Origin of the sequence: Candidatus Pelagibacter communis, assembly GCF_001179925.1 — a bacterium.
Lineage (GTDB): Bacteria > Pseudomonadota > Alphaproteobacteria > Pelagibacterales > Pelagibacteraceae > Pelagibacter > Pelagibacter ubique_E.
Map to the genome: position 1 here is coordinate 68,866 of NZ_CVSF01000041.1, position 25,913 is coordinate 94,778.

A 25,913-nucleotide genomic window follows, 5' to 3' on the forward strand; every position below is an offset into this window, starting at 1 on the left:
AAATTAACAAAAAACGCACATAGTATTTGGTTTTATACCTCCGGTCCTTAAATGGAAATTACTATGGTGGCTTAACCGGGAATGAATATGAAAATACCTAACGTTACAATTCAACAACTATTAGAAGCTGGTGTTCATCTAGGACACAAAACCTTGAGATGGAACCCAAAAATGAAAAAATATATTTTTGGTAAAAGAGACTCAATACACATAATTGATTTAACACAAACCTTAGAATTAACAAAAGTTGCTCTAGAAAAAGTATATGAAACTATTTCAAACAATGGAAAAATACTTTTTGTATCTACTAAAAAACAAGCATCTGAAGCAATAGCAGAGGTAGCAAAAGAAACTGACCAATATTTTGTAAATTATAGATGGTTGGGTGGAATGTTGACTAATTGGGGAACTATATCAAATTCAATAAAGAAACTTAAAAAACTTGAAATAGATCTAGTAGCCGAAAATAGAGGTTTTACAAAAAAAGAACTTTTAAAAATGAGTGTCAAAAAAGATAAATTGCAAAGATCTCTCGGTGGAATAGCTGAAATGAAAAAAATTCCAGATTTAGTTTTTATAATTGATACAAATTATGAGTCTTTGGCAATACAAGAATCTGTTAAGCTAGGAATACCAATAATTGCTATTTTAGATAGTAATTCAAATCCAGATGGCATTGATTTTCCAATTCCTGGAAATGATGATGCTAGAAGAGCTATTGATCTTTATTGTAATCTTATTAAAGAAACAATTAATTCAGCCAAAAAATCTGCACCAAAAGATGAAAAAAAACCAGATATCAAAAAACAAGAAAAATCCACAAAAACTATAGAAGAATTAGATAGAGAAAAGTTAAAAAACAAATTCTCTAAGAAAAAGAAGGAGAAATTAAATTAATAATGAGTGATATAAAAAACGTTAAGAAATTAAGAGAAGCAACAGGGGCAGGATTTAAAGATTGTAATTTGGCTATTAAAGAGTCTAAGGGTGATTTAGATAAAGCAATTGAGATTTTAAGAGTTAAAGGAATTTCAAAAGCTTCAAAAAAGATGTCAAGAGATGCTAAAGAGGGAGTAGTTGCTGTAAGTGGCGATGATAAAAAAATTTCACTTGTTGAAGTTAATTGTGAGACAGATTTCGTTGCAAAAAATGATGACTTTATAAATTTTGTAAAAGAATTGAGCGATTTAAATAACAAAGTTAATTCTAATTCTGAAGAATTAAAAAAATCGAAAATGTCCAATGGTCAAACAGTTGATGACAATCTTGTTGCTTTAATAGCAAAGATTGGAGAAAAAATTACTATCGGTAAAGCAAAAACAATTTCAAATGAAGGAACAATAAATTCAAAATATTTACATACAGTAGTAAAAGATAATCTTGCAAAATTAGCTGTAGCAGTATCCCTTGAGACTAAAGATAATTCTGAGATAGTAAAAAATTTTGGAAAACAACTTTCAATGCATATAGCAGCATCAAACCCTTTAGCTTTAGATCAAAATTCGATTGACCAATCAGTAATTGATAAAGAACAAGAATTAGTTACTGAAGAATTGAAAAATTTAGGTAAACCAGATGAAATAGCTAAAAAAATTAGTCTAGGCAAAATGAATAAATTTAAAGAGGAGAATGCTTTATTAACACAAGCGTGGGTTATGGAGCCTAAAAAAAAGGTTCAGGATATTTTAAAAGAACTTTCTGTTTCAGATTTAAAGATTAAAGAATTTGTTAGAATTAAAATAGGTGAATAAATGTTTAATGATAAATCTTATAGCCTTAAAATGGATAAAACTATTGAGGTTTTTACAAAGGAACTTTCATCTTTAAGAACTGGCAGAGCAAATGCAGCAATGCTAGATTTAATTAAGGTAGAGGTATATGGTCAACAAATGCCAATTAATCAAGTTGGAAGCATAACTACACCAGAACCAAGAATGATAAATATTCAAATATGGGATCAAAATAATGTAGCTTTGGTCGACTCTGCAATAAAAAAATCCGAATTAGGTTTAAATCCTCAAATAGATGGTCAATTGATTAGACTTCCAATACCCGAACTAAATGAGGAGAGAAGAACAGAGTTAAAAAAGATGATTAAGTCAATGGGTGAAAAATGTAAAGTTTCAATAAGAAATATAAGAAGAGAAGCCAATGAAGAATTGAAGAAATTATTAAAATCAAAATCAATTGGAGAAGATGAGGAAAAATCTTTTGAGAAAAATGTACAAAATATCACTGACAAACATATTTCTACTGTAGATGAAAAAGTTACTTCAAAAGAAAAAGAAATAATGACGATATGAACCCATTAAATCATGTAGCCATTATCATGGATGGTAATGGAAGATGGGGTTTAAAAAATAAAAATTCTAGAAATGCAGGTCACAAAGCTGGATTAAATACAGTTGAAAAAGTAATAAAAGAAACAATTAAAAATAAAATTAAATTTTTAACACTTTATGCTTTTTCTACAGAAAATTGGAAAAGGCCAAAAAAAGAAGTCAATTTTCTTTTTAATTTACTGGAAAATTTTCTTAAGAGTAGAATAGATGATCTTAATAAGAAGAAAATTAAACTTAAAATTATTGGAGTTAAAAATTTCTCAAAAAATTTGAATAATCTATTAAATGCATCTGAAAAAAAAACTGTAAAAAATAAAAAATTACAAATAAATCTAGCATTAAATTATGGTTCTAAATTTGAATTATTAAATGCATTTAAAGAACTTAAGAAGAATAGAAAAACTATAAATGAAAAAAATATCGAAAAATATTTACAAACTACAAATATACCGGATCCAGATTTATTGATAAGAACTGGAAATACTAAAAGATTAAGTAATTTTTTATTGTGGCAACTTGCTTATTCTGAAATTTTCTTTGAAAAGAAACTGTGGCCAGATTTTACTGAAAAAGATTATAATAAAATTATAAAAAAATTTAAGAATACAAAAAGAAATTATGGAAGAATATAATGGTTAAAGAACTTCAAAAAAGAATATTGAGTTCAATTTTATTAATACCTATTAGCCTTTTTTTTATAATTAAAGGTTCATTTTTTTTTGATTTCTTTATCTTAATTTGTTTTTTAATATCTATTTATGAATGGCACTTGATGAGTAAAAAAAAGAATTATTATTTATTAGGTGTTATTTTTATTTTTTTCTCCTTCTATTGCGCCTACTTTATTAGATATGAAATGGTCGGAGATTATATTCAGTTTTTAACTGTTCTATTGATATGCATATCTACGGATATTGGCGGTTATATTTTTGGAAAATTATTTAAAGGTCCAAAATTAACAAAGATTAGTCCAAACAAAACTTATTCAGGAATGATAGGTGGGTATATAGTTTCAATTATCTTTACGAGTTTTTTTTTTAAATATTTATATCTTTTAAAAGAAAACACCTCAGCAATTTTTGATTTAAATGTTTTTTTTATAGTTCTAATAATTTCTTCAGCGAGCCAGATTGGTGATATTTTTGTTTCATATTTTAAAAGATTATCAAAAATTAAAGATACAGGAAAAATAATCCCAGGGCACGGAGGGGTATTAGATAGAATAGACGGAATGATTTTTGCTTTTCCTGTATCATTTATAATCGTAAAATTATTTTACTAATGAAAAAAAAAATAGTAATTTTAGGTTCTACTGGCTCTATTGGAACAACTACAATTAATTTAATAAAAAAAGATAAAAAAAATTTTTCAATAAAAATGTTATCAACAAATAAAAATTTTAAAAAAGTATATTTGCAAGCAAAAATGTTTAAAGTTAAAGATGTTGTTATTAATGATTATGATAGTTACCTGAAAGCTAAAAAAAAATATAGTAGTAGCAACATTTCATTTCATAACTCTTTTTCAATAATCAAAAAATTATTCAAAAAAAAAGAAATTTTTTATTCAATGATTTCTACTGTTGGATTAGACGGATTAAAACCTTCACTAGAATTAATTAGATATAGTCAAAATATTGCAATCATTAATAAAGAGTCCTTAATTTGTGGTTGGAATTTAATTTTTAAAGAATTAAAAAAACATAAAACTAATTTTTTTCCAATAGACTCAGAACACTTTTCTATATTTTCTATTATTGGAAAAAAAAATATTTATGATGTAGATAAAATTTATATAACAGCATCAGGTGGTCCTTTCTTAAATTATTCTCAAGCAAAATTAAATAAAGTGAAAATTCATGAAGCTCTAAATCATCCTAATTGGAAAATGGGAAAAAAAATATCAATTGATTCATCAACCATGATGAATAAGCTTTTTGAGGTAATTGAGGCAAAGAAAATATTTAATCTTTCATATAAAAAAATAAAAATTTTAATACACCCGAAATCCTATATTCATGCATTAGTAAAATTTAATAATGGAATAACAAAAATTTTACTACATGAGCCAAATATGAAAATTCCAGTCCATAATTCAATTTATCATAATGATAATAAAGAATTAAAAACTAAAGAAATAGATTTTAAAATTTTGAATAAACTTGATTTTAGAAATGTCGATTATAAAAAGTTTCCTCTTGTAAGGATACTAAATATTCTTCCAAAAAATGATACATTATTTGAAACAGTTCTAATTTCCATTAATGATTTTTTTGTATCTGTTTATTTAAAAAAAAAGATTAATTATAAAAAACTTGTAAATTTAATAAATTATTATTCTCATAATAAAATTTTTCATAAATTTAAGAGAAAAATACCAAAAAATGTTAATGATATTTATAAAACTAAAAATTATGTTTATGAAAAATTAAGTAATTCAGGTATATAGAGCTATCATGATTAAGTTTTTATTAAGGATTTTTATTGTAAATATTTTTTTAGTAAGCTCATCTTATTCTGAAATTATCAAAGATATCAAAATTAATGGCAATAAAAGAATAACTGAAGAAACAATCAAAGTAATTGGTAATATAAATAAAGTAACTGATTATGATGATAAAAAATTAAACGAATTAACAAAACAACTTTATAACTCAGAATTTTTTAAGGATATTTCAATAAGTTTAACAAATAATATTCTTACAATTAATTTGGTTGAGAATCCAATTATTGAAGATATCCAAATTGAAGGCATAAAAAGAGAATCAGTAAAAGAAGTTTTATTAGAAAAAATATCTCTTAGAAATAGAAAATCATTTACGGAGTCTTCGTTACAAAACGATATAACTTTAATTCAAAATATTTTAAAATCTACTGGATATTATTTTGTAAAAGTTTCTCCATCGATTAGCAAAGATAATGATTTAAATTCTGTGAGAGTAATATTAAATATAGACCAAGGTCCAAGAGCGAAGATTAAAGATATTTTATTCATAGGAGATAAAAAAATTAAAGATAAAAAACTTTTAGAAATAGTCGCTTCCGAAGAGCATAAATTTTGGAAATTTATTTCAACAAATGTTTATTTAGATCAATCTCGAATTAATTTAGACAAAAGATTAATTGAGAATTATTATAAAAATCTTGGTTATTATAACGTAGAAGTTTTAAGTTCATTTGCTGAACTTACTACTACTGGTAATTTTAATCTAACTTATAACATAAATGCAGGTGATTTTTATTATTTTAATGATTTAAGATTAAATTTACCAAAAAATTATAATATCGATGATTTTGAAAACATTGAAAATTACTTCACTAAACTTAAAGGTGAAAAATATTCAATCGATGATTTTAATAAGATATTACTTGATATTGAAAAAATTGCTTCATCACGATTATATGATTTTATAGATGCGAAAGTAGATGAAGAAATAGTGGAAAGTAATAAAATTAACTTTGTATTTAATGTTTCGGACTCAACAAATCACTACGTAGAAAAAATTAATATTTTAGGAAATTATACAACTATAGAGGAAGTAATTAGGAACAGATTAATAGTTGATGAAGGTGATCCACTAAATAAGATATTATATAATAAATCTTTAGATAACATAAGATCTTTGAATATTTTCAAATTTGTTAAAGGAAAAATTAGAGATGGTTCAAACGAAAGTCTTAAAGAAATCGATATAACGGTTGAAGAACAACCAACAGGTGAAGTGAGTTTAGCAGCTGGTGTGGGTACTAGTGGATCTACTATAGGCGGTGGAATTATGGAAAAAAATTTTTTGGGTAAAGGAATAAACCTAAATACAAATTTAGAAATTTCGGAATCAACTATTAAGGGTCAATTTGTCTATTCTAAACCAAATTTTGCTTATACAGATAATACTTTATTCACTAGTTTGAAATCTACATCAACAGATAATCTGAATGATTTTGGTTATAAAGTTTCTGAAATAGGATTTGCTGTTGGTACAGAATATGAACAATATGAAAATTTTTTTTTCAGCCCTTCAATTGAAACATCTCTCGAGGATTTAGAGACAAATTCAAGTGCCTCAAAATCTCTTAAAAAACAAGAGGGGAATTACGCAGATATATATTTTGATTATGGATTAAATTATGATTTAAGAAATTCAAAATATAAACCATCTTCAGGAAATCAAACAAGATTTTTACAAGAGTTACCTTTAGTATCTGACTCTAAAGAAATAAGTAATACTTTTGTTTTTACTCAATTTAAAAAGCTTTCTAAATCTTCTGATATGGTTGGTAAAGCAAGTGTATACTTAAAATCAATTAATTCTCTTGATAGCAATGAAGATGTAAGAATATCTAAAAGAGGTAATGTCCCTTATAACCGATTGAGAGGATTTGAAAGAGGAAAAATTGGACCTGTTGATAACGATGATTATATTGGTGGTAATTATATTTCTTCACTTAATTTATCAACCAATTTACCTTGGGTTTTATCTACAGTAGAAACAGTAGATTTTTCATTGTTTATGGATGCAGCAAATGTTTGGGGTGTTGATTATGATAGTACTATAGATGACTCAAATTCAATTAGAACCTCTACAGGCATAGGAATGAATTGGTTAACACCTGTAGGTCCATTAAGTTTTTCATTGAGTCAACCAATTACAAAAAAGAGTACAGATAAAACTGAAAGTTTTAGATTTAATTTGGGAACAACTTTTTAGTAAAATGTTTATTTAAGAAGATTAGACTAATGAAATTAGTAAAAAAAGATATTATAGAATTACTACCTCATCGAGAACCAATGTTGTTAATTGATGAGTTAAAAGACATCGTTAAACTTAAATCTGCTACTGCAGTAATGTTTGTAAAAAAAGACTCTTTTTATGTAAATGGACATTTTCCAGATAATCCAGTGATGCCAGGAGTGTTAATTGTTGAAGCTTTTGGTCAAGCTGCAGCCGCATTGACTGCACACGGTATCGATAAAAAAGAATATGAAAACAAATTAGTTTTTTTAATGAGTGTTGAAAAGGCTAGATTTAGAAATCCAGTAATACCAAATTGTGTCCTTGAGTTAAAAATTGAAGCTGTTAGATCCCATGGAAGAGTATGGAAATATAAAGGAGAAGCATTTGTTGAGGGTAAACGTATGGCAGATGCTCAATGGTCAGCCACAATCGTAGATAAAAATAATTAGAAACATTTGTTGATAATCAATATTTAAAAATTTTGATATTAACAAATTGTGAAACATCCTTTTTTTAAAAATTATGGTCCATTTAATTTAGATAATCTTTTAAAAGACCTTAAATTAAATAATATAGAGAATTTTGGTGATGATTTAGTTCACGATATAAAAGACCTTCAAACAGCAGATAAAGAACATTTAACTTTTTTTCATTCAAAAAAATATCACTTACAAGCATCCAAAACAAAAGCATCGTATTGTATAACTCTTAAAAATTTAGAACATTATTTACCAAAGGAATGCAAACCAATATGTGTTGAAAATGTTTTATTAATAATTTCTCAAATTACATCCAAGATTTATCCAGATTCTGTCAATGATGATTTTGATAATTCTGTTAAAAAAATTGAAGAATTAAATTTTGATAATAAGATTAAATATGGTCACAACGTTTTAGTTGGAGAAAATGTCAAGATTGGAAAAAATTGTTCAATCGGCCACAATACAATTATAGAAAAAAATGTTAATATAGGATCTGATTGTTCAATTGGATCAAATGTAATAATTAGAAATACAATTATAGAGAATAATGTAGCAATACTTGATGGCTGTATTATTGGAAAAAAAGGTTTTGGTTTTTTTCCCAATAAACAAAAGAACCTAAGATACCCGCATATCGGCATAGTACTTATTGGTGAAAATTCAGAAATTGGATGTGGAGCAACTATTGATAGAGGTTCAATGTCTAATACTATTATAGGAAAAAATACTTTTTTAGACAATCAAATCCATATTGCTCATAATAATAAAATTGGAGATAATTGTATAATTGCAGGACAAGTTGGTTTTGCAGGAAGTTCTACTTTAGGCAATAATGTAATGATTGGCGGACAAGCCGGTATTTCAGGACATCTTAAGATCGGAAATAATGTTCAAATTGGTGGTGGCAGTGGAGTAATTAAAGACATTCCAGACAATAGTAAAGTTATGGGATATCCTTCAAAAGATTTAAGGCAATTTTTAAAAGATAATAAATGATAGATAAAACTGCAATTATAGATTCAAAAGCAAAATTACATAAAAATGTTCAAGTAGGACCTTATTGTGTAATAGGCCCTAACGTTGAGATTGGGGAGAATACAATTATTCAATCTCATGTAAATATTTCAGGAAATGTTAAAATTGGTAAAGGAAATAAAATTTATCCTTTTGTATCAATAAACGATCCTCAAGACCTTAAATATAATGGAGAGCCTACAAATTTGATTATTGGAGATAATAACAAAATCAGAGAATATGTAACTATAAATCCAGGTACAGTTGGCGGCGGCGGTAAAACAGTTATTGGAAATAATTGTTTATTTATGATTTCATCTCATATCGCTCATGATTGTCAGGTTGGAAACAATGTAATAATTGCAAATAACGTTCCATTGGGAGGACATGCAATTATTGAAGACAATGTTGTTATAGGAGGTAATTCGGCAGTCCAACAATTCACAAGAATTGGTAAGATGGCTATGATTGGTGGAATGACAGGTGTTCTACACGACGTAATTCCTTATGGATTATCAACGGGAAATAGAAACTCATTACAAGGATTAAACTTAATTGGATTAAGAAGAGCTAAGTTTGAAAATAAAGACATTTTAGGCTTAAGTGAGGCTTATAAGGAGATATTTGCTACAAAAAATATCAATGAAAATATAAGTAAATTAAATGGTTCTTTTCAAGAAAACCCATTAGTTAAAAATGTAATTGATTTTATAACAAAAGATAAAAAAAGGTCTATTTGCACACCATTTTCGTAAGATGATTGGATTAATTTTTGGTGATACTGATTTTCCGAAGGAAATTCTTAATACTGTCAAAAAAAGAAAAATAAAATATTTGATAATTGATTTGTCAAAATCAAAGAAATTTAAAAAGAATAGAAAATCTTATTCAGTTTCCATAGGCCAATTTGGTAAAATCATTAAAATTCTTAAGGAAAATAGCTGTAAAAAAGTTTTATTTGCTGGAAAAGTGAACAAACCAGATTTTTCTAAATTAAGATTAGATTTAAAAGGCATTTATTATATTCCAAGAATTATCAAAGCATCTAAACTTGGAGATGCGGCTATACTTAAAGAAATCATTAAAATATTGGCCCAAAACAAGATCAAAACTGAAAGTTCACTTAAATTTAATCCTGAACTTTCATTAAAAAAAGGCAATTATTCAAAATTTAAACCAAACAAACAAGACCAATTAGATATTAAAAAAGCAATTAAAATTTTAAATAATTTAAGAGAATATAATTTTAGCCAAGGAGTTGTAGTTAGAAATAATAAGGTAGTTTCTATAGAAGGAAAAGGTGGAACTAAAAAAATGCTTGAAAAAAGCAGAAGCAAAAAATTTAGAAATCATGGAGTTTTAGTTAAGTTACCAAAAAAGAAACAAGATCTAAGAGTTGATTTACCTACTATTGGATTAAATACTTTTAAACAATGTAAAGTAACTGGACTAAAAGGCATCGTAGTAAAAAACAAACAGCATGTTTTTTTAGATAAAAGCAAATGTATTAAATTTGTTAATAAGAATAGGATGTTTATCTCAGTAAAATGAAAAAGATTTTTGTTTTAACTGGCGAACCTTCGGGTGATAAATTAGCATCTACTGTAATCGCTAAACTTAAACAAAATCATTCTGATATAGAGTATCTTAGTGTTGGAGGTTCTCATTTGAACTCAATTGGAGTGAGATCAATATATGATCTTAAAGAAATAACTTATATTGGTTTTACTAGTGTCATCTTAAATTTATTCAAAATCAGAAACAAAATTAACGAAACTGTTAAAAAAATAATTGAATTTAATCCTGACATTTTATTTAGTGTTGATAGTCCAGATTTTACTTTAAGAGTTGCTGAAAAAGTAAAAAGTATTAATCCTAAAATTAAAACAATACATTATGTTGCTCCACAAGTATGGGTTTGGAGAGAGGGGAGGGTTAAAAAGTTTAAAAAGTTTTTAGATCATATTCTATTGTTATTTGATTTTGAAAAAAAATATTTTGATAAAGAGAATATTCCAAATACTTTTGTGGGTCATCCATTATTAGAACAAGAATCAAAAGATAAAATAGATCTTTCTAACATCATATCAAATGACAAAAAGATCATTTCTCTTTTCTCCGGTAGTAGATCATCTGAAGTAAATTTACTTTTACCTATTTTAATTAATTTTATAAACATGATGAATAGAAAATTTGATAATTTTACTTTTGTATTTCATGCAACCGATGAGAATAAAAATTTGATTAATGAAAAAATCAATAATGTTAATCTAAATAATGTTGAAGTTATTTCTGACGAAAATATAAAAAAACAAATACTAAATAAATCTATTTTTGCAGTTTCAAAATCTGGCACAGTTTCTCTTGAAATCTGTAATGCAAAAGTTCCTTCCATAATCATCTATAAAATGAATTTTTTAAATTTTTTAATTGTTAAAATGTTGGTAAAAATAAAGTTTGCTAACATAATTAATATAATTAATAACAAAGAAATAATTCCTGAATTAATACAAAAAGAGTGTAATGCTAAAGAGATTTACAATTCTGTTGTTTATTTTTTAAAAAATCCAGAATTAATGAAAAAGCAAATTCATGATTGTGAAGAAACTTTAACTAAAATCAGGTCAAAAACCTTATCTTCTGATGAAGCTTCATCAGTATTAACCAAGTTTCTTATTAGTTAATCTTTTTGTTACTTCTTCTTTTCCAAGAGAAATGATTATATCATATATTCCAGGTCCAAATTTAGAACCTGTTAAAGCTATTCTTAAAGGCTGGCCAACTCCTCTAAAATTAGTATCGTTTGATTTAATCAATTCGTTTATTATTGGCTCTAATGTTTCTTTGCTTAATTTATCAACGCTATTAAATTGAGTATTGAAATCAGAAATGACTTTTTTGGCCTTATCATCAATTAACTTAATATCATCTTGATTAAAATTAACCTCATCTAACAAAATATATTGCCCATTATTAAATATATCTTCTAGGGTTTTAGCTTTATTTTTTAGGAAAGTTAGAGAGTTCTTAATCTTATCTTTTTTATCTGACTTAATTTCACTTTTATATAATTTGCTGTAATCGGTTAGTTGGTTAAATAAATCACTCTCATCAATATTTTTAATATAGTGCTCATTCATTGATAAAATTCTACTCATGTCTAGCTTTGACGGAGATTTACCAATCCCCTCAAGATTAAAATGTTTAATACTTTCATCTAAAGTGAATATTTCTTTATCTTTATAAGACCAACCTAATCTAAGAAGATAATTTCTTAGAGCATCTGGCAAAATACCAATTTTTGAGTAATCATCTAAGGTTGAAGCTTTGTCTCTCTTTGATAATTTTTTTCCCTCAATTGTGTGTATCAAAGGTATATGCGCAAATGAGGGAAGTTCCCATTTCATTGCCTGATAAATTTGTATTTGTTTGAAAGTATTAATCTTATGATCATCACCTCTAATAATGTGTGTCATATTCATTTGATGATCATCTACAGATGCAGATAAGTTATATGTTGGTGTACCATCATTTCTTAAAATAATAAAATCTTCAATAGTATTATTATCTATTTCAACATCACCTTGAACTAAATCTTTTAGTATAGATGTTCCGTCTATTTTACTTTTAAATCTGATAACTGGTTTAATATCTTTTGGAGCATCAGCTTCTTTCTTATTTCTCCATTTTCTATCATAGATATAAGGAATTTTTTTTTGTCTTGCTCTTTTTTTTTGTTCTTCTATTTCTTCACTCGAACAATAACATTTATATGCAAACCCATTTTTAAGTAATTCATTTGCAACTTTAATATGATCTTCAACTTTTTTGGACTGTATATATTCTTCTCCATCATAATTAATACCGATCCATTTAAGAGATTTTACTATTTGATTTTTATATTCCTCCTTTGATCTTTCTTTATCAGTATCTTCAACTCTTAGATAAAAATCACCCTTTTTGTTTTTTGAATATAACCAATTAAACAGAGCTGTTCTCACACCACCGATATGTAAAGGACCAGTGGGAGATGGAGCAAATCTTGTTGCCACTTTTTTCATTGAAAATGTTTAGACTATTTTACTAGAAGTTTCTATATAAAGATACTAATACGCCCTGTACTTTAACTCGATCAGGGCCAAAAATTTTAGTCTCATAGTTTTTATTCGCACTCTCAAGTGCAACTACCTTACCTTTTCTTCTAATTCTTTTTAGCATCGCCTCATGCTCATCAATTAAAGCAACAACTATTTTTCCATTATCAGCTGTATCAGTTCTTTTAATAATTACAGTATCACCCTCATTTATTCCAGCTTCAATCATTGAGTCTCCTTGAACTTTAAGACCAAAGTAATCACCATTTTTTTCTAAATTACTTGGTAAAGGAATTCTAGATACCTCATTTTGAATTGCTTCAACTGGAGTTCCAGCAGCTATTTTTCCTAAAACTGGCACTTCTACATCATCAGACATAGGCTTATCATCATCTAAACCACCTTTAATAACGCTAGGTGAAAAACTGTTGTAAATATCATTAGCTGAAGCTGTTTCTGGTAATTTAATTACCTCTAATGCTCTTGCTTTATGAGCAAGTCTTTTAATAAATCCTCTTTCCTCTAATGCACTAATTAGTCTGTGTATTCCTGATTTTGATTTTAAGTTTAATGATTGTTTCATTTCTTCATAAGAGGGAGATACGCCGGAGCTTCTCAACTTCTTGTTGATAAATAAAAGTAGGTTTTTTTGTTTTTTTGTTAGCATAAGAACAAATATCGTACAAAATCTGTTCTACAAAAGTTCTTTACAATTCACAATAGTAAAAAAGCTAATAAAATAGGGGATTATTCGACTAAAGAACTGAAAAAATAGAATTATTATCTAGATCCTTCAAAAGTGATTCACCAATTAAAAAAGTTTTAATAGATGTTTTGTTTGAGAGTTCCAATAGTTCATCTTTTGTTTTAATTCCACTCTCTGAAATTAATGGACCTTTGTGATCAATTAAAACATCATGAATATCGTAAGTTGTATTTATGTCAGTTTTTAAAGTTTTTAAATTTCTATTATTGATACCAATTAACGCGTCTTTAAATCTTAAGGCACTCTTTGCTTCTTCAACAGTATGAACCTCAACAATTACAGACATGTTTAAGTTAAGTGCTTCGTTATACAAATCATCAGCAAGTTTATCATTAACTCCGGCTAATATAATTAATATTGCATCAGCTCCGTAACTTTTTGCTAAAGGTACTTGAAATTTATCTACAAAAAAGTCTTTACATAAGATTGGTAAATTAACTTTTTGTTTAATCTTGCTAATATGTATCAGATTTCCTAAAAAAAAATCTTCCTCAGTCAAAACTGATAAACAAGTAGCTTTATTAGAATTATATATATTAGCTATTTTAACAGGGTCATAATCTTTAATAATTACACCTGCTGAAGGACTTGCTTTTTTAATTTCTGCAATAATTGAAATTTTATTTTCTTTTATATTATTTTCAATTTTTTCTTTAAAATTTATAAATGTTTTATTTGTACTAATTAATTTATCTAATGATTCGAGTGAAATAGTTTTTTTTAAATTTAATATTTTTTCATTTTTCTTATGAATTATTTTTTCAAGAACATTCTTAGCCATTTTGAATTTTTTCTAATTGTTTAATAACTTTTTTTGATAAAATGTGTTCTCTTGCATTATTGTATGCATCAGAAAATTTTATATGAGTTTCGTTTACAATTAAACCTGCAGCAGCATTCAAACAAACAGCTTTGGAAAAATCATTATCTTCACCTTTAAATATGTTAATCATTTTGTTTGCGTTAAATTTTGCATCATCACCAACAAGATTATCAAATTTATCTGCTCGAATATCTAATTCTTTAGGGTCAATAATAATTTCAGAAATCTTATTATCTTTTAACTGAATTACATTTGTTTTAGCATAAGGAGAAATCTCATCTAAACCATCTTCACTATTAACTATCCATGCAAATTTAATATCTAAATTATTTAAAGCATTTGCAAATATTTTTAAAAGTTTTTTATCAAAGACACCAACTACCTGTCTTTTTACTAAAGCAGGGCTGCTTAATGGTCCGATCATATTAAATATTGTTCTTTTTCCAATTTTTTTTCTAGTTGGGCCAACAAACCTCATGGCACTATGATAATTAGGTGCAAACATAAAACCAAAATTATTCTTATTAATTTGAGTTTCTATATCATTTGGTTCTAGATTAATTTTGATATTTAAAGCCTCTAATACATCACCAGATCCACATTTAGATGAAACTGCTTTATTACCATGTTTAGCTACTTTAACATTCATACTTGCAAGTAATAACGCAGATGCTGTAGATATATTAAGTGTATTCATACCATCTCCTCCAGTACCACATGTATCAACACAATCTTCTACATTTACTCTTTTGGATTTATTTCTCAGCACAAAAACCCCACCAGCTATTTCATCTGAAGCTTCACCCTTAGCTGATAATAACATCAAAAAGTCAAATATTTCTTGGTCTTCAGCTTTTCCCTCCATTAATAATTCAAAAGCTGCTTTACTTTCTTCAAAAGATAAATTTTCTTTATTTTTAATTTTTTCTATGAATTTTTTCATTAATCTTAACTTCTAATAAAGTTTTTTAAAATTTTAATACCTATCTTAGTTTTAATACTTTCAGGGTGAAATTGCACTCCATGAACATCGTATTTTTTGTGTCTTACGCCCATTATTAACCCATCTTTAGTTTCAGCAGTAATTTCAAGATCTTTGGATAGTGATTTTTTATCAATGATTAAACTGTGATATCTAGTAGCCTCAAATATTTTTGGAAGATTTTTTAAAACACCTATTTTTTTGGAAAATATTTCGCTAGTTTTTCCATGCATTAACTTTCTAGCTTGAATAATTTTCGAACCAAATACTTGGCCTATAATTTGATGACCTAAACAAACACCAAGAATTGGTATTTTTTTGTATAAAGATTTTACAATTTTAAGACAATTACCTGATTGATTTGGATTACCTGGACCAGGTGAAATTACAATTTTATGATATCTTTTTTTTAAAATTTCATTGGCGGTAATTCGATCATTTCTAATCACATCAACCTCTACTTTTAATGAAGATAAATAATGATAGAGATTAAATGTAAAACTATCATAATTATCAATTAAAATTATTTTTTTCATTTTAATGCACTAATTAAAGCTTTGGCTTTGTTAACTGTCTCTTTATATTCATTCAAAGGTTTGCTATCAGCAACAATTCCAGCACCCGCTTGAACATAAAATTTATTTTTTCTTACAATAGCTGTTCTTAAAGCTATACAAGTATCAAATTCACCATTTGCAGAAAAATATCCTATACCACCTGCATAAACTTTTCTTTTAGTTTTTTCTAGTTCATCAATGATTTCCATAGCTCTAATTTTAGGGGCACCAGAAACTGTGCCAGCAGGAAAACCAGCTAATAAAGACTTAAATTTTGAAAATTTTTTATTATATACGCCAACCACATTAGAAACTATATGCATAACATGTGAGTATCGCTCAATTAGAAAGCTTTCAGTTACTTTCACTGTATCAATTTTAGATACTTTACCAGCATCATTTCTACCAAGATCCAATAGCATTAAATGTTCAGAAAGTTCTTTTTTGTCTTTTAGAAGATCCTTTTCATAAAAACGGTCTTCGCTTAATGTTTTACCACGAGGTCTAGTTCCAGCTATGGGTCTTACAGTGATCTGATTATTTCTTAATCTTACTAATATTTCAGGACTAGCACCTATTATTTGAAAATCTTTAAAATTAAAAAAAAACATGAATGGGGAGGGATTTGTAACTCTAAGTTTTTTGTAAATTTCCAAAGGTTTTTTTGTCAATTTTGTCTCAAATCTTTGACTTAAAACAACTTGAAAAATATCACCTAATTTAATGTATTCTTTTGCTTTTTTTACCATTGTCAAAAATCGCTTTTTAGGTGTGTTTGATCTAATTTTAAAATTTTTTAATTTATCTTTAGAACCTTTTTTAAAAATTTTGATTGAGGATTGTATTAATAATTTAAAAAGATCAGATTTAATTTGATCATACTTTATTTGGTAGTTTTTTATTTTTTCGTCTTTGAAAATGTTGATTATATAAAAAATTTCTTTTTTTAGATTATCATGAATAATGAGTGATCTTGGACGTAAAAGTCTCACATCTGGTAAATTCAGATCATTCTTGCAACTGTTAGGTATTTTTTCAATATATCTTATAGAGTCGTAAGAAAAATAACCGGATATAAGAGAACATATATTTGGTAGATTTTTAGGAGTTCTAAATTTAAAATCTTCAATAATTTTTTCTATTAATTTTTCAGGTTTTTCTTTAAGTATTATTTTTTTATCATTCTCAATTAGATAAGAATTATTGTTATTAAATTCCCAGATTTTATCAGGATTTTTTCCAAATATTGTATACCTACCTTTAATTTTACCTTTTTCAACAGATTCAAATATAAAACTATTTTTTTCCTCTAAAAAAGTATCAATTAAATTTAATACCTCTTCATCATTTTGTACTTTTTTTGATGTATATATAATTTGATTTTTTTTGCTTCTATGTCGAAACTTAAAATCTTTGAAGCTTCGATTAATTATCATTGAAAAAGATTTTTAACGTTATTTATTGCAACTTGATTAATATTAACATTATATTTTAAATTTAGAAATAAATCATATGATTTTAAAATACTGTTTTTTATTCTAGTATTTTCTTTATTGATGAACGATTTATAATTGTCATTATTTTTATCTAATTCAATATCTTTATAACTTTTAACTTGTGCCAAATAAATTTTATCCTGCTCATCATTGATAAGTGTTAATGTATTAATCGGAAGCGAATAAAGCATTTGAACTGAATTTATTTCAAATTTTTTATTATCTTTGACTGAATTTAAAATTAAAGATTGTATTTTATTTTTTCCTAATTCTAAAAAATCTTTTTCAGTGAATTTTTCATTTCTAATTTTTTCGAGTAATTTTCTATTGTAATCAAATTTGTTTTTTTGATTAACAAGTTTTAAAATCTCATTTTTTGTCTGTAAATTTTTGATATCAGGTTTTTTATTTTGAATATCTTCTATATTGTATATAATGAAATTTTCGCCACTTTCAAAAATATCAGTCTTTGTATTTCTTTTTTTGTAAACTTTATTTTCAATTGAATTATCTTCTCCAGAATGACTATAATTATCAATCGCTTTAATCTTTAAATCAAATTTTGAAATTATTGAATCAAAATCAATGCCATTTAATATGTCATTTTCGATTTCATCTATTTTATCAAAAAACTCTTGATTAAATTCATTAATGCCTATTAGGCTCAAAGGATTGATTTTTGAATATCTAAAATTTATGTATTCAATCATTAATATTTCTTGGTTTTCATCAATGAATTGTAAAAGATCTTTATCATTAATTTTATTATCATTTTTATAAAAAGTCTCTAAGTCAATAAAATTTATCTCCAATTTTCTATTTTCATTTTTAAAAAGTTTGGTGACTAAAAATTTTGGAGATACTGTTCCGGCACCAATATAATCAAATAACTTTTTTTGCAGCTCTCTATCTTTTAATCTTTTTTCAAAAAAGGGAGCTGAAATATTATTTTCTAATAAAAATTTTTCGTATTTAATTCTTTGAAATATACCATTTTCATTAATAAAATTCTTATTAAGTTTAATTTTTTGAGATAAAGAATTTTCTGAAAATTGGATACCAAAATCTTTTATTTCTAAATTTAATAATGTTGTTGAAACCAAACTTGATAATAGTTCCTCAATTATATTATCATCTAGATTTTCTTGAATTGCCTTTTGGCTTATACCACTTCCATTAATATAATTTATAAGATCCTTGGTAGTTACATTTGTTTTATTTATTTTTGCTATATTGTTTTGATTGTTTGATAAGAATCCACCACCAAATCCTCCAAAACCAAAGGCAATGATAATTACTATTATTAATATAAGAGCGCCAATTTTATTTTTATTTAGATATTTTCCGATACTCATTTAAGCTTTATTTATGTATTGATCTGTAAATTCAAATCTATAGATTAAAATTCTTATAATGACAAATAAATATATGTATTTTATCGCTAATTGGAAAATGTTCGGGAATTTAAAAACATTAAATTCTATAAATAAGGTTATTTCTTTCACTAAAAAAAACAAAAAAAATAAATTCAAACTGGTTTATTGTCCACCTGCATCTTTGTTATTTCCACTATCCAAAAAACTTCAAGCAACATCAATTGATATAGGTGGTCAAAATTGTCATGAGAGTCAAAATTTTGGAGCAAACACAGGTTATATAAATTCTAAAATGTTAAAGGATGTAGGCGCTAAATATGTAATCTTAGGTCATTCTGAAAATAGACAATTAGGTGAAAGCGATAAATTGATTAATTCAAAAATTCAAAGTTCAATTAAATCAGGATTAAAAGTAATTTTTTGTATTGGTGAAACTTTAAAGCAAAAGAAGAAAAAAATAACAAAAAGAGTTTTATTTAGTCAAATAAGCAAAGGTTTAAAAAAAATTAGAAATAAGAAAAATATAATAATTGCTTATGAACCCGTTTGGTCTATTGGAAGTGGCATGATTCCAAGAGAGTATGAATTATTCGAAATAATCAAATATATAAAAAATAAAGTTAGAGGAGTTAAAGTTTTATACGGGGGATCTGTTAATTCAAAAAGTATAAAAAATTTGAAAAAGATCAATAATGTAGATGGTTTTTTAATTGGTGGTGCATCTCAAGTTTCTAAAAATTTCATTGATATAATAAAAAAAACATATAATTAATTCGCATGGAGAATATTTTATTAGTATTAAACATCGTATTTGCAATTATTCTTGTTTTACTAGTTTTAATGCAAAAATCAGAGGGTGGAGCTCTTGGCATTGGAGTTTCTCAGGAAAATTTGATGTTTTCTAAAACAGCTGGAAATTTAATGACCAAAACTACAGCAATTATAGCAACGTTATTTATTATTTGTAGTCTTGCTTTAACGATTGTATCCAGAGGTGAACTTACACCAACAAGTTCAGTTTTAGACGCTGTGGAAGAAAAAACCGAAGATACCCCATCAATTCCAGAAAATGATTAATTAATACTTTCCATTTCTTTTTTTATTCGCTATAAGATACTTCCATGGCGCGATACATATTTGTCACGGGCGGCGTGGTTTCATCATTAGGTAAAGGTTTATCATCTGCTTCATTAGCATATTTATTAAAATCTCAAGGCTATAAAGTTAGAATAAGGAAAATGGATCCTTATCTTAATGTTGATCCTGGAACAATGAGTCCATTTCAACATGGAGAAGTTTTTGTGACTGACGATGGTGCCGAAACAGATTTAGACCTCGGTCACTATGAAAGATTTACAAATATATCTTCAAAAAAATCTGACAATATTACAACTGGTCGTATATATAGTGATGTAATTAAAAAAGAAAGACAAGGGGGATATCTTGGAAAAACTGTACAAGTAATTCCTCATATAACTGATCGAATTAAAGAGTTTATTAAAAAAGACATTACTAATGAAGATTTTGTAATATGTGAGATTGGAGGTACAGTTGGTGACATAGAAAGTTTACCTTTTGTTGAAGCTATTAGACAATTTGCAAATGAACAAGGTAAGTCAAAAACATTATTTATTCATTTAACGTTTGTTCCTTTTTTAAAATCTTCGGATGAAATTAAAACGAAACCTACACAACATTCAGTTAAAGAATTAAGAAGTATTGGTATTCAACCAGATATAATTATATGTAGATCTCAGCAGTCGATACCTTTAGATCAAAAAAAAAAGATATCTTTATTTTGTAATGTTCCAATAGACAATGTAATCGAAACAGTTGATGTAAGAACGATTTATGAAGCACCTATTAGTTTTTATAACCAAAAACTTGATAAGCAAGTTCTTAAATATTTCAAAATAAAATCAAGAAAAAAACCTGATTTAACCCCATGGAAGAAAATTACTAATATTACTTTAAATACAAAAAAATCAATTGATATTGCGATAATTGGTAAATATGTAAATTTAAAAGATGCTTATAAATCTTTAGATGAAGCTTTGATTCACGGAGGTATTGCTAATAAAGTCAAAGTTAATTTAATAAGAATAGAGTCAGATAAATTAAAAACAAATCAAATTAAAGATAAACTTAAGAATATTTCCGGTTTATTGATACCTGGAGGATTTGGAAAAAGAGGAACAGAGGGTAAAATTTATGCAATTAAATTTGCTAGAGAGAACAAAATACCATTTCTAGGTATTTGTTTTGGGATGCAAATGGCAACTATTGAGTTTGCAAGAAATGAACTAAAAATAAAAAAAGCAGGCTCAAGCGAATTAGATAAAAATTGTTTTCCAGTTATAGGATTAATTGATGAATGGAATAAAAATGGAAAAATTATTAAAGGAACTGACAAGAAATTAGGAGGAACAATGAGATTAGGCTTATATGAGGCTAGATTAAGAAATAATTCTGCCATAAAAAAAATTTATAAATCAAGCTCTATTAATGAAAGGCATAGACATAGATATGAAGTTAATAATAATCTTAAAAATGAGTTTGAAAGAAAAGGATTGATATTTTCAGGAATGTCTCCAGACAAGAATTTACCAGAGATAATTGAACTAAGAAATCACCCTTGGTTTATTGGAGTTCAATTTCATCCAGAATTTAAATCTAGACCTTTAGCGCCACATCCATTATTCTCATCTTTTATCAAAGCTGCAAAAAATCATAAATGACAAATAAAATAGTAAATTGTGGAAAAATAGAAATTTCAAATAATAATAAAATTTGTATTATTGCCGGCCCTTGTCAACTTGAAACTGAGCAGCATGCAATGGATATGGCTGGTAAAATACAAGAAATCACACAAAAATTTGGTCTTGGATTTATATATAAAACTTCATTCGATAAAGCTAATCGAACAAGTTTAAAAGGAGAAAGGGGCGCAGGTTTAGAAGCTTCTTTACCAGTTTTCGATAAAATAAAAAAAGAGTTAAATGTACCAATTTTGACAGATATTCATAACGCTGACCAATGTTCTATAGTTTCTAGTCACGTTGATATATTACAAATACCTGCTTTTTTGTGCAGACAAACAGATCTTTTAATTGCTGCTGCTAAAACAAATAAAATTATAAATGTTAAAAAGGGTCAATTTTTAGCTCCTTGGGACATGGTAAACGTAACTAAAAAAATTTCAGATTCTGGTAACAATAATATTTTAGTAACAGAGAGAGGAGCTAGTTTTGGATATAATACTTTAGTTTCAGATATGAGATCTATACCTATTATGGCAAAGAACGGTTATCCAGTAATATTTGATGCAACACATTCAGTTCAACAACCAGGAGGTCAAGGTGAGTCATCAGGTGGACAAAGAGAATTTGTCGAGTACTTAGCTCGAGCTGCAGTTGCTGTTGGTGTTGCAGGAGTTTTTATAGAAACTCATCAAGATCCTGATAATGCGCCATCAGATGGTCCTAATATGGTTCCACTGAATAAATTAGAGAATTTATTAAAACAACTTAACGATATAGATAATTTAATAAAAAATTAGTGAGCAAAATTAAAAAAGTCAAAGCTCGTCAAATTTATGACAGTAGAGGAAATCCTACTGTTGAAGCAGAAGTTTTTTCATCAAAATTTAGTGCATCAGCTATTTGTCCTTCGGGTGCATCTACTGGAACCTACGAAGCTTTTGAAAAAAGAGACAAAAAAAATAAAAAGTATTTAGGTAAAAGTGTGTTAGGTGCTGTTAATGTGATTAATGATAAAATTTCAAAAAAATTAAAAGGATTAAATATTCACGATCAAGAAAGAATTGATGCTATTATGATTAACTTAGATGGCACAAGACAAAAAACAAAAATAGGAGCAAATGCAATCTTAGCTGTTTCAATGGCAGTAAAAAAGTTATCTGCTAAATTAAAAAAAATACCTTTATATAAAAATTTTTTAATAAAAAAGAATTTTCAATTACCTTATCCTTTAATGAATATAATTAATGGAGGTGCTCACGCAAATAATGGATTAAGAATTCAAGAATTTATGATCAGACCAGATAAAGCAAAAAGTTTTTCTGAGGCAATGAGAATATGTTTTGTAGTTATTAAAAATTTAAATAAATTGATAAAAAGCAAAGGTCTTTCAACTTCGGTAGGTGATGAAGGAGGTTTTGCACCAATGATAAACAGTAATAGTCAAGCATTAGATTTAATTGTTACCGCAATTAGAAAATCCAGCTTGGTAAATGGAAAAGACGTTTCAATTTGTTTAGATGTTGCAGCCAACGAGTTATTTAAAAAAAATAAGTATTCAATTCATTCAAAAAAATATATTTCAGTAGATAAATCAATTTTTGAATACAAACAAATGGTTAATAAATATAAGATTAAATCAATAGAAGATCCCTTTGCAGAAAATGATTGGATAGCTTGGAACAAACTTATGAGATCAAATAATAAAATTCAAATTGTTGGAGACGATCTGTACGTCACCAATTTAGAAAGATTGAAAAAAGGTTTTTTAAACATTTCTTCAAATGCGATTTTGATTAAATTGAATCAAATTGGAACAGTTTCAGAAACATTAGATGTCATTAATTTTGCCCAAAAAATAGGTTTTAAAACCATAATTTCACATAGATCTGGGGATAGCGAGGATACTTTTATTGCAGATTTAGCAGTTGGAACTAATTCCAATCAAATTAAAACAGGTTCTTTAGCAAGATCTGAACGGGTAGCAAAATATAATCAACTTTTACGTATTGAAGAACATCTTGGAAAAAAAGCTAGAATGAATAAGATTCGTTAATGCTCAAAAATTTAAGAAAAAATTACCTTTTATTGATTTCAACTTTCTTAATATTGTATTTTTTCTTTAATTTAATGTCAGGGGAGAGAGGTTTGATCTCATACTATGAAAAAAAAGAAATCCTTAAAAATTTAGAAATTAAAGAGATAAAATTGACCAAAAATATTGAAGAATTAGATTTTAAAAATTCTTTACTAAGTGACAATCTTGATCTTGATTATATAGAAATTTTGATTAGAGAAAGATTTTTATTTGGAAAAAAAAATGAAACAATTTATATAATTAAAAATAATGACACAGGAAATTAAACCTCGACATCCAGAAAAAGTAAAAAATCCAGTTAATCCAATTAAAAAAAAACCTGATTGGATCAGATCTAAACTTAGCAATAGTAAAGAATTTTTTTTAACAAAAACAATTGTTAATAAGAATAATCTTGTAACAGTATGCCAGGAAGCAAATTGTCCAAATATAACTGAATGTTGGAGTAAAAGACACGCAACATTTATGATAATGGGAGACACATGTACAAGAGCATGTGCTTTTTGTGATGTTAAAACTGGCAAACCAGGAAAATTAGATGAGCTTGAGCCAATTAAGATTTCTCAAGCCGTTAAAAAACTAGAATTAAAACATGTTGTAATCACTTCAGTAGATAGAGATGATTTGGATGATGGGGGCTCAAATCATTTTTATAATGTAATAAATCAAACTAGAAAAACTAACCCTAATACAACTATAGAAGTTTTAACACCTGATTTTTTAAGGAAAGGGGATGCTTATAAAAAAGTATTAGATGCTAATCCTGATGTTTTTAATCATAACATTGAAACTGTACCTAGTCTTTATTTAAAAGTAAGGCCCGGATCTAGATATTTTGCTTCTCTCGAACTTTTAAAAAATGCAAAAAAAATGAATAAAAAAGTTTTTACTAAATCAGGAATAATGGTTGGTTTGGGTGAAACTAGAGATGAAATTTTACAAGTAATGGATGACTTAAAATCTGCTGATGTAGATTTTTTGACGATAGGACAATATCTACAACCTTCTGTAAAACATTTTCCTTTAGATAGATATTATACACCAAATGAATTTAAAGAATTAGGAGATATAGCTAAAGCTAAAGGTTTCTTGTTGGTTTCATCAACACCATTGACAAGATCTTCTTATCACGCAGATGAAGATTTTGCTAAACTTCAACAAAGTAGAATAAAAAATCATTAATGCCAAAGGCTTCAGTTAAGCGATTAATTGAATGTAAAAAAAAAGATTTAATTAGTTTAGTTTTAGATATTGAAAAATATCCTGAATTTGTTCCATTTTGTTTTGATGCAAAAGTATATGAAAATAAAGATGAAGGTGATTTAACAAAAATAATAGCAGACTTAACAATTGGAAAAGGACCTTTTAAAGATACTTATAAAAGTGATGTGGTCTTTCATAAAAAGGAAGACTCAATATTTGTTAAAAATATAGATGGGCCTTTAAATCATCTTTCAAATAATTGGACATTTTCAGACAAAAAAAATGGAATTACAGAGGTTATTTTTGATATTGATTTTGAAATAAAGAATAAATTTTTAAATTCCTTAATGGTAGTCTCTTTTCAATTTGGCTTAGAAAAAATTGCTGATGCTTTTCAGAAAAGAGCTGAAGAGTTATTTGGCGACTCTAAGAACTAAATCTAAAGCTTTTTTAACAGTAGCTTTTTGTATAGATGATCTTTTTTTACTTTTAAATAAACACCTATTAATAAGTATTTTGTTACCTTTTTTAACCCCAATATAAACTAAACCTACAGGTTTTTGTTTAGTGCCACCTTTAGGGCCTGCAATACCAGTTATTGAAACATTGATATTAGCTTTAGATATTCTAGTTAAATTTTCAACCATTGCCGAACAGCATTCATGACTTACAGCACCATATTTCTTAATGATATTTTTATTTACTTTTAAAATTTTAATTTTTGCTTGGTTAGAGTAGGTGACAAGACCTAAATTAAATACTTTTGATGCTCCACTAATTGAAGTAATAGTGCTAGCTAACAAGCCTCCTGTGCAAGATTCTACAAATGAAATTTTAAGTTTTTTTTTAGTTAATAGTTTTATTAAAGATTTCATTAGATAAAATAACTACTTAAAACCATAAAACAAATTAAGGATAAAACAACATAGAAACCAGCACAAACATCATCCATAATTACTCCAAAACTATTTTTAAAATTTTTATCAAAATAATTTACTGGAAATGGTTTTACTATGTCAAAAAATCTAAATAATATAAAGCAAATACAATAAAAGATTATAGCTTCATCAGCTGACTTATCTGTTCCATGTGAAATTTCATAAAGATAAATTGGAATAGATTGACCAATAAATTCGTCTATAATTACTTCTTTCGGGTCTTTGTTTTCGCTATCTTTGATATGAGT

The 25,913-nt window shown here is 26.6% G+C and carries 29 protein-coding genes; 20 read left to right on the forward strand and 9 right to left on the reverse strand.

From position 1 onward, the window contains the following. The first annotated feature begins 87 nt into the window (after positions 1-87). From rpsB to lpxB, 12 genes are all read left to right on the forward strand, one after another. Positions 88-897, forward strand: a complete 810-nt coding sequence (gene rpsB, locus AMN70_RS02955) for a 30S ribosomal protein S2 (RefSeq protein ID WP_075501622.1) — start codon at positions 88-90, stop codon at positions 895-897. A gap of 2 nt (positions 898-899) precedes the next feature. After that, complete coding sequence (gene tsf / locus AMN70_RS02960; protein ID WP_075501624.1) at positions 900-1,751, forward strand: translation elongation factor Ts; 852 nt, start codon at positions 900-902, stop codon at positions 1,749-1,751. After that, on the forward strand, positions 1,752-2,303 hold the full coding sequence (gene frr, locus AMN70_RS02965; protein WP_075501626.1) for a ribosome recycling factor: 552 nt from the start codon (positions 1,752-1,754) through the stop codon (positions 2,301-2,303). It abuts the gene before it with no gap. Beyond that, positions 2,300-2,974 (forward strand): polyprenyl diphosphate synthase, encoded by a 675-nt coding sequence (gene uppS, locus AMN70_RS02970; protein WP_075501628.1) that lies wholly within the window; start codon positions 2,300-2,302, stop codon positions 2,972-2,974. Before frr ends, uppS begins: the two co-directional genes overlap by 4 nt. A 140-nt stretch (positions 2,975-3,114) precedes the next feature. Next, positions 3,115-3,624, forward strand: coding sequence for a phosphatidate cytidylyltransferase (locus tag AMN70_RS02975; RefSeq protein WP_179850376.1), 510 nt, complete (start codon positions 3,115-3,117; stop codon positions 3,622-3,624). After that, positions 3,624-4,790 (forward strand): 1-deoxy-D-xylulose 5-phosphate reductoisomerase, encoded by a 1,167-nt coding sequence (locus tag AMN70_RS02980; RefSeq protein ID WP_075501632.1) that lies wholly within the window; start codon positions 3,624-3,626, stop codon positions 4,788-4,790. The genes AMN70_RS02975 and AMN70_RS02980 overlap by 1 nt, the downstream gene beginning before the upstream one ends. Before the next feature lie 7 nt (positions 4,791-4,797). After that, positions 4,798-7,050, forward strand: coding sequence for an outer membrane protein assembly factor BamA (gene bamA, locus AMN70_RS02985; RefSeq protein WP_075501634.1), 2,253 nt, complete (start codon positions 4,798-4,800; stop codon positions 7,048-7,050). Between the two features lie 29 nt (positions 7,051-7,079). Beyond that, positions 7,080-7,526 carry a 3-hydroxyacyl-ACP dehydratase FabZ gene (gene fabZ / locus AMN70_RS02990; RefSeq protein WP_082255061.1) on the forward strand — a complete coding sequence of 149 codons (447 nt, stop codon included), beginning with the start codon at positions 7,080-7,082 and terminating at the stop codon, positions 7,524-7,526. A gap of 48 nt (positions 7,527-7,574) precedes the next feature. Beyond that, positions 7,575-8,555: a UDP-3-O-(3-hydroxymyristoyl)glucosamine N-acyltransferase gene (gene lpxD, locus AMN70_RS02995; RefSeq protein WP_075501638.1), complete on the forward strand. Its 981-nt coding sequence runs from the start codon at positions 7,575-7,577 to the stop codon at positions 8,553-8,555. Continuing rightward, positions 8,552-9,328, forward strand: a complete 777-nt coding sequence (gene lpxA / locus AMN70_RS03000) for an acyl-ACP--UDP-N-acetylglucosamine O-acyltransferase (protein ID WP_075501640.1) — start codon at positions 8,552-8,554, stop codon at positions 9,326-9,328. The genes lpxD and lpxA overlap by 4 nt, the downstream gene beginning before the upstream one ends. 1 nt (position 9,329) lies before the next feature. Continuing rightward, positions 9,330-10,124: an LpxI family protein gene (locus AMN70_RS03005; protein WP_075501642.1), complete on the forward strand. Its 795-nt coding sequence runs from the start codon at positions 9,330-9,332 to the stop codon at positions 10,122-10,124. Continuing rightward, positions 10,121-11,257, forward strand: coding sequence for a lipid-A-disaccharide synthase (gene lpxB, locus AMN70_RS03010; RefSeq protein ID WP_075501644.1), 1,137 nt, complete (start codon positions 10,121-10,123; stop codon positions 11,255-11,257). Before AMN70_RS03005 ends, lpxB begins: the two co-directional genes overlap by 4 nt. Here lpxB and gltX read toward each other — a convergent pair. From gltX to AMN70_RS03045, 7 genes are all read right to left on the reverse strand, one after another. Then, positions 11,234-12,634, reverse strand: coding sequence for a glutamate--tRNA ligase (gene gltX / locus AMN70_RS03015; RefSeq protein WP_075501645.1), 1,401 nt, complete (start codon positions 12,632-12,634; stop codon positions 11,234-11,236). The two genes, lpxB and gltX, sit on opposite strands and share 24 nt — an antisense overlap. A gap of 22 nt (positions 12,635-12,656) precedes the next feature. Further along, a complete protein-coding gene (lexA, locus tag AMN70_RS03020) occupies positions 12,657-13,334 on the reverse strand; it encodes a transcriptional repressor LexA (RefSeq protein ID WP_075501647.1) in 678 nt (225 codons plus the stop codon). Positions 13,335-13,422: 88 nt separating this feature from the next. Further along, a complete protein-coding gene (locus tag AMN70_RS03025; protein ID WP_075501649.1) occupies positions 13,423-14,214 on the reverse strand; it encodes an indole-3-glycerol phosphate synthase TrpC in 792 nt (263 codons plus the stop codon). Then, the gene (gene trpD / locus AMN70_RS03030; protein WP_075501651.1) at positions 14,207-15,199 is read right to left on the reverse strand and encodes an anthranilate phosphoribosyltransferase; all 993 of its coding nucleotides are present in this window, start codon (positions 15,197-15,199) and stop codon (positions 14,207-14,209) included. The genes AMN70_RS03025 and trpD overlap by 8 nt, the downstream gene beginning before the upstream one ends. Positions 15,200-15,204: 5 nt before the next feature. Continuing rightward, positions 15,205-15,774 carry an anthranilate synthase component II gene (locus AMN70_RS03035; protein ID WP_075501653.1) on the reverse strand — a complete coding sequence of 190 codons (570 nt, stop codon included), beginning with the start codon at positions 15,772-15,774 and terminating at the stop codon, positions 15,205-15,207. Next, complete coding sequence (gene trpE / locus AMN70_RS03040; protein WP_082255064.1) at positions 15,771-17,228, reverse strand: anthranilate synthase component I; 1,458 nt, start codon at positions 17,226-17,228, stop codon at positions 15,771-15,773. Before trpE ends, AMN70_RS03035 begins: the two co-directional genes overlap by 4 nt. Continuing rightward, on the reverse strand, positions 17,228-18,646 hold the full coding sequence (locus AMN70_RS03045) for a SurA N-terminal domain-containing protein (protein WP_075501657.1): 1,419 nt from the start codon (positions 18,644-18,646) through the stop codon (positions 17,228-17,230). Before AMN70_RS03045 ends, trpE begins: the two co-directional genes overlap by 1 nt. Before the next feature lie 58 nt (positions 18,647-18,704). Between AMN70_RS03045 and AMN70_RS03050 the strand changes: the two genes are divergently transcribed. Genes AMN70_RS03050 through AMN70_RS03085 form a run of 8 tightly spaced genes read left to right on the forward strand, consistent with a single transcriptional unit; the run spans position 18,705 to position 25,164 of the window. Further along, complete coding sequence (locus AMN70_RS03050; RefSeq protein WP_075501659.1) at positions 18,705-19,439, forward strand: triose-phosphate isomerase; 735 nt, start codon at positions 18,705-18,707, stop codon at positions 19,437-19,439. Between the two features lie 5 nt (positions 19,440-19,444). Next, entirely contained in the window at positions 19,445-19,744 is a 300-nt protein-coding gene (secG, locus tag AMN70_RS03055) for a preprotein translocase subunit SecG (RefSeq protein ID WP_075501662.1), read from the forward strand. Positions 19,745-19,788: 44 nt separating this feature from the next. Beyond that, positions 19,789-21,405: a CTP synthase gene (locus AMN70_RS03060; RefSeq protein ID WP_075501665.1), complete on the forward strand. Its 1,617-nt coding sequence runs from the start codon at positions 19,789-19,791 to the stop codon at positions 21,403-21,405. After that, on the forward strand, positions 21,402-22,226 hold the full coding sequence (gene kdsA, locus AMN70_RS03065) for a 3-deoxy-8-phosphooctulonate synthase (protein ID WP_075501667.1): 825 nt from the start codon (positions 21,402-21,404) through the stop codon (positions 22,224-22,226). Before AMN70_RS03060 ends, kdsA begins: the two co-directional genes overlap by 4 nt. Continuing rightward, positions 22,226-23,482 carry a phosphopyruvate hydratase gene (eno, locus tag AMN70_RS03070; RefSeq protein WP_075501670.1) on the forward strand — a complete coding sequence of 419 codons (1,257 nt, stop codon included), beginning with the start codon at positions 22,226-22,228 and terminating at the stop codon, positions 23,480-23,482. The genes kdsA and eno overlap by 1 nt, the downstream gene beginning before the upstream one ends. Continuing rightward, positions 23,482-23,790 carry an FtsB family cell division protein gene (locus AMN70_RS03075; protein ID WP_075501672.1) on the forward strand — a complete coding sequence of 103 codons (309 nt, stop codon included), beginning with the start codon at positions 23,482-23,484 and terminating at the stop codon, positions 23,788-23,790. Before eno ends, AMN70_RS03075 begins: the two co-directional genes overlap by 1 nt. Next, positions 23,774-24,706: a lipoyl synthase gene (gene lipA, locus AMN70_RS03080; RefSeq protein ID WP_075501674.1), complete on the forward strand. Its 933-nt coding sequence runs from the start codon at positions 23,774-23,776 to the stop codon at positions 24,704-24,706. The genes AMN70_RS03075 and lipA overlap by 17 nt, the downstream gene beginning before the upstream one ends. Further along, positions 24,706-25,164 carry a type II toxin-antitoxin system RatA family toxin gene (locus AMN70_RS03085; protein ID WP_075501676.1) on the forward strand — a complete coding sequence of 153 codons (459 nt, stop codon included), beginning with the start codon at positions 24,706-24,708 and terminating at the stop codon, positions 25,162-25,164. Before lipA ends, AMN70_RS03085 begins: the two co-directional genes overlap by 1 nt. Here the strand turns inward: AMN70_RS03085 and AMN70_RS03090 are convergent. Both AMN70_RS03090 and AMN70_RS03095 read right to left on the reverse strand, forming a co-directional pair. Next, positions 25,141-25,602 carry a CinA family protein gene (locus AMN70_RS03090; protein ID WP_075501678.1) on the reverse strand — a complete coding sequence of 154 codons (462 nt, stop codon included), beginning with the start codon at positions 25,600-25,602 and terminating at the stop codon, positions 25,141-25,143. The two genes, AMN70_RS03085 and AMN70_RS03090, sit on opposite strands and share 24 nt — an antisense overlap. Beyond that, positions 25,602-25,913 (reverse strand): phosphatidylglycerophosphatase A family protein (locus tag AMN70_RS03095; protein WP_143323407.1); only part of this gene is annotated, 312 nt, incomplete at its 5' end. The genes AMN70_RS03090 and AMN70_RS03095, both read right to left, overlap by 1 nt.